General features: G+C 53.0%; 4 protein-coding genes and 1 pseudogene. 2 read left to right on the top strand and 3 right to left on the bottom strand.

The features are described from left to right. A partial coding sequence (locus tag HMPREF0975_RS14100; protein ID WP_009234902.1) for an IS3 family transposase occupies nt 1-447 on the top strand: 447 nt, incomplete at its 5' end. A gap of 264 nt (nt 448-711) precedes the next feature. Here HMPREF0975_RS14100 and HMPREF0975_RS15255 read toward each other — a convergent pair. Genes HMPREF0975_RS15255 through HMPREF0975_RS15245 form a run of 3 tightly spaced genes read right to left on the bottom strand, consistent with a single transcriptional unit; the run spans nt 712 to nt 4,000 of the window. Continuing rightward, on the bottom strand, nt 712-1,824 hold the full coding sequence (locus HMPREF0975_RS15255; protein WP_009234901.1) for a DegT/DnrJ/EryC1/StrS family aminotransferase: 1,113 nt from the start codon (nt 1,822-1,824) through the stop codon (nt 712-714). 48 nt (nt 1,825-1,872) lie between these two features. After that, on the bottom strand, nt 1,873-3,099 hold the full coding sequence (locus HMPREF0975_RS15250) for an aspartate aminotransferase family protein (protein WP_009234900.1): 1,227 nt from the start codon (nt 3,097-3,099) through the stop codon (nt 1,873-1,875). After that, the gene (locus HMPREF0975_RS15245; protein ID WP_198009197.1) at nt 3,089-4,000 is read right to left on the bottom strand and encodes a sugar phosphate isomerase/epimerase family protein; all 912 of its coding nucleotides are present in this window, start codon (nt 3,998-4,000) and stop codon (nt 3,089-3,091) included. The genes HMPREF0975_RS15250 and HMPREF0975_RS15245 overlap by 11 nt, the downstream gene beginning before the upstream one ends. Before the next feature lie 151 nt (nt 4,001-4,151). Here HMPREF0975_RS15245 and HMPREF0975_RS16965 point away from each other — a divergent pair. Beyond that, nucleotides 4,152-4,651, top strand: a pseudogene (locus HMPREF0975_RS16965) (helix-turn-helix domain-containing protein); the annotation flags it as partial. Between the last annotated feature and the right edge of the window lie 423 nt (nt 4,652-5,074).

Raw genomic sequence — 5,074 nt, 5'->3', positions numbered from 1 at the left:
TATCTTGCGACCGTTCTGGACTGCTGCACCAAGAAGGTCGTGGGTTACGCGATGGCCGACCACATGCGCACCTCCCTGGTGCGCCAGGCCATTGACATGGCGGTACGCAGGTGCCCGGTTGACAGGGGCGTGACAGTCTTTCATTCAGACCGAGGTAGTCAGTACACGTCTCAGAGGTTCCTGGATCATCTCAGGTCTTATGGGATTCGTCCCTCGGTGGGGAATACGGGGGTTTGCTGGGACAATGCGTGGGCGGAGTCATTCAACGCCACACTCAAGAATGAGAGGGTACACCGGATGGTGTACCCCACGAAGGGTAAAGCGATCAGTGATATTGCCTCGTGGATCGAGCTGATATATAATCATGTCCGCCTTCACTCAGCCCTAGGGTATCGCACCCCGAACGAGGTCGAACGCGAACTCATGAACTTAACGAAAGCAGCCTGAAACACAAACAAGCACTGTCCGAAAAACACCCAGCAGTCCACAGGGCTTGACAGAGGCTAGTGTGCCAGCACACCCCCAACACCACTGGAATACCAACAAAAATCCAGCCCCAAAACCCCAAACCCACCAAACTGTCATGAGTCAGATCAGACTACTCACCCAACCAACCCCCTAAAACCGACTTTACCGCCCCCTCCGGCAACCACCCCACCTGCACCATTCCAACAAAACCCAACCAGCCTAAACCGGAATAACAACTCAAGATTAGATCGAACCAATGATGCGCAATAAATGATCCACAACATACTCTTGTTGTTCCACTGTAATACCGGGAAACATAGGTAGAGACAGAACCTCAGCGGCTGCACGTTCGGCAACAGGAAAATCACCTCGCCTGTATCCGAGGTGAGTAAAGGCAGGAGTTAGATGAATTGGTCGTGGATAGTGTATCATAGTCTCTATGCCTACATCTGACAACCGAGACCTAACCAACTGACGATTTTTAACCCTTACCACATAAAGATGCCATGCTGACTGTCCACCGTGATATACAATCGGTGTTCGCACGCCTTCTGCGCCTTTAAGGAGATTGTTATAACGTTCCGCCGCATTCCGGCGCTGAGTAGTTCGCTCGCTGAGCCGACGCAATTGATGGCGCAATACCACAGCCTGCAACGAATCCAGTCGAGATGTGAACCCAACTATGTCATGTTCATATTTCACTAGAGCGCCGTGATTACCGAGTTTACGCACCCGCTCTGTCAACACTTCCGAATTTGTTAACACAGCACCACCATCACCGTACCCTCCCAGGTTCTTACTAGGGTAAAAACTCGTCGCCGCAGCCGTTGTCAAACTCCCGGGTGAAATTCCTTCATACGAAGCTCCATGTGCCTGCGCAGCATCTTCAATCACAAGCAGGCCTCTCTCCGACATCATTAAAAGGTTGCAACTCGGAACCATCTGTCCATACAAATGAACTGGAATGACAGCGGAGGTGCGCTCCGTAATAGAAGATGTCACCGCCGACACATCAATCAGCAAATGATCGTCATCGCAATCTACCAATATTGGTTGCGCTCCAGCACGCACTACAGCTGCTGCCGTTGCAACAAAAGTGTTGGCTGGCAGAATAACCTCATCATGTACATCAACGCCACACGCTCGAAGTGTGAGTTCTATAGCATCTGTACCACTGCCAACACCCACACAGTGGGCGACACCGCAAAATTCAGCAAACTCACGCTCGAAAAAAGCGACCTCTTCGTCCTGTATAAATGTTAGGCGCTTCTGCAGCTTTTGAATATCGCACACAATACCGTGGGCAACATCCTCATTCTGAGCACTGAGATCAAGGAAAGGTACTCGCCACTTCATCTTGCCTCCACCATTACACTATGTTATTACGTAAAATGACTATAAAACTCAAGCCATTGCTCGTTGGGCAGCTAATGACGACACGCTCAAAGCCATATCTATGTCTGCCATCGTATGAGCTGCACTCATAAACCATTCATGATTAGGATGAAACAAAACACCGCGTCGCAACGTTTCTTTATAAAATATTAATTTCTTGTCAGGAGCATCTTCTTCAAAACTTAAAAACGGCGATACTGGCATCCCTCGAACAGTGGCTGGAAGACCAGTATCCGCAATTATAGTACGTAGCCCATCCTGCAACTGCATGCCAAGCGTCCACAGGTGCTGAATGATAGGCTCCTCGCGTAAAATATTAATTGTTTGCAACGCAGCCGACATTTCAGCAGCATTCCCGAAAAATGTTGACGACATATGGGTACGTCCGAGCTGAGACATAATATCCGCACGCCCGACGACTGCCGAAATTGGATACCCGTTAGCCATAGCCTTACTAAAAGTCGCCAGATCTGCCTGAACTCCAAAATATTCTTGTGCTCCACCAAGAGAAATTCGAAATCCAGACCGCATCTCATCTAAAATAAACAGCACCCCATAACGGTGTGCGGTGTTTCGAACTTCTTCAAGGAAACCAGCGTCTGGTTCATCTAAACCATAACTCATCATAATAACGCAGGCCACCTGGTCTCCCTGTGAAGCAAGTAGTCTCTCTAAACTAGTCAGGTCATTGTACTCAAAATAGAGGGTATCCGCAAGAACCGACTTTGGGACCCCCGCTGGTCTTGGCGCCGTCCAATCATGCCAACCGTTATACCCCCATTTTGCGATTTTGTTACGACCAGTATAAATCCTGGCTAGCCGGACCGCGGCGCTAGTTGCGTCCGAACCTGTACGTAACAAATAGGCCATGTCAGCTCCCGGAATCACTTCCACTAACAACTCGGTGAGTTCAACCTGCCTGGGACTCCACAACGGTGAAAAACAGGTACCTCGTTCGAGCTGTTTGAAAACAGCATCAGTTATTCGCGGATCAGAGTGCCCAAGCACCACAGGCCCATACCCCATTATCATGTCGAGATACCGGTTGCCGTCAGCATCCCATATATAAGCACCCTTAGCACGATCGGCATAGACAGGATACATAGTGTTAGTCGAGTCGACCTCAAGGATACTCAGCCTAGTGGCTGCCCATGCATCCACACGTTTTCCGCGGGCAATCAAATTTTCCATACGGTTGAATGTTGTGCTTCTCAATTTGCTAGGATTAAACGGCATCTCCAACCTCCATTCCTGCCTCCTTTAAGAGGTATCTTGCTCTTTGATTCAGTTCTCTAGCCAAAGCCACAGATTCCCACTCGCGATACTGAGCGCTGATTACCTCCACGGCCCAAGGGCCCGTGAAACCAGTAGAACCGATAGCTGATATCGCTTCACGCAACGGTAAAATACCATCGCCAGGCAGAATTGATCGATCAACGTCTGACCAACTTGATCCGCATTTCGGTGCAGAATCTCCGATGTGAGCAGTAACAATCAGAGATGAGTCGACCTCTGCTACGCGTTCCCACGATTCACCTCCAGCCCAGAGATGCCAGGTATCAAGCACCATCTTGAGCTTATCTAACCCCACGTCCTCAATAAGTTCACTTATGTCATTCAACGAACGTAGAGGAGAAAACGCCACGGGCTCGATAGCGAGTACTACTCCGTAGCTGCTGGTCACATCAGCCAGTTCCTTCAATCTGCCGGCTACAAAACATCGTTGCTGGCGAAGAGACATACCACCCATGTTGTCGAGAACAACTACCTGTATGGATGGACACCCTATCTGCTGCGCAACCTGCGCTATACGATCGCATCGATCCACCAGATCACGCCATTCACTTTTATCTCTCGTATCAATCGGCGACAGCACATCCAGCATTGTAGGCTGCAAACGACCAAGCATTTCAGACAGATCTTCCGTACCATACCCAGCCGCTAGATAGCGTTCGACTTTAGGGATCCATAGCTCCATACCTCCGAACGAGGCACTTGTGGCAGCATGAGCGTCAGTAGCTAGGTTCGAGTATAAGGAACAACAGGGATGCAAGGTCAATGGCCCGATTAGTCTTGGTGCAAGTTCGGTAACTGTAGTCTCGTCGTGGGCCTGCTTTTGGATCTCATCTACTCTCACGTGTGTGATATTATCACAAATGCATCTGCTCATGATGGCTAGGTGTTGTGGGTCATGAGGTTGTAGTCATGGAGTGCTGGGGCAGCGGGGCTTGGGCTGTCAGGATGGGTGGTGCTGAATCATCCTTCCGACAGGAGAAAGCTCCGCTGCCATGACCCATCGTAACGCTGTGTTGACGCCTCAGGGCCGCTACCGGCTCGTGATGCGTGTCCAGGCCGGTCGTCCCATCGCCCACGTAGCCGCCGAGGCCGGTATCGCCCGCGCCACGGGTGTCGAAGTGGGTCGCTCGTTACGACCAAGGAGGAACCCAGGCTCTTGAGGACCGTTCCAGCGCCCCGCTTGGCCGACCCACCCGGACCAGTGCCGAGACGGTGAACCTCATCGAGCACTGGCGCCGTACCCACAAGTGGTCCGCCCGTCGTATCAGCCACGAGCTCGCCGCGCGCGGGACAGTGGTGTCGGTACGCACCGTGACCCGCTGGCTGGACAGAGCCGGTCTGAACCGACGGCGCGACCCCCGATCCCACCGGACAGACCAACCGGACCAGCAAACCCATCCTGGCCCGCTTCCCGGGCCACATGATCCACCTGGACGTCAAGAAGGTCGGACGCATCCCACCCGGAGGAAGCTGGCGGGCTCACGGGCGAGGACCCGTTACCTTGTTGGTGGTCCCGGGTGGTCCGGGGCTGGGCCAGCTGCTGTGGGCATGATGTCTTGCCCCTGTCCTTAGATGATCCGGGGGGTGTTGTCACCCGCAGCAGCCGGGCGCTGGTGACCGCTGATAAGGGGAACGACCCATCGAGTGTGAGGTCTTTCGCAGGCGTGGGTGCGGGACCGGTTGTCCACTGGCTGACCCCGTATCGACTTGACCGAGAGGCGGCAGGAGAGATGGATATCGAGGACATCGACGTCTTCATCGGCACCGGGCGTCGGCAAGGAGCGAGCACTGGGCCACGGCCCTGAGCCAGGAAGGGCGGAAGGTCCTCGAGCGGGCCCCTACCCGAACGACGAGGAGCGCCTGCGTGCTCTCTACAAGAAGCTGGCCGATCACGGACACCTGCTGGTGGTAGTAG

The organism is Actinomyces sp. oral taxon 849 str. F0330, from assembly GCF_000239715.1.
Lineage (GTDB): Bacteria > Actinomycetota > Actinomycetes > Actinomycetales > Actinomycetaceae > Actinomyces > Actinomyces johnsonii.
The sequence above is the reverse complement of the archived record's forward strand: the minus strand, read 5'-3'. Positions and strand labels throughout refer to the sequence as shown.

What these genes read in the sequence shown, in the direction of transcription:
- HMPREF0975_RS15250 (WP_009234900.1), bottom strand. Translation starts at nt 3,099, where the DNA reads ATGCCGTTTAATCCTAGCAAATTGAGAAGCACAACATTCAACCGTATG.
- HMPREF0975_RS15255 (WP_009234901.1), bottom strand. Translation starts at nt 1,824, where the DNA reads ATGAAGTGGCGAGTACCTTTCCTTGATCTCAGTGCTCAGAATGAGGAT.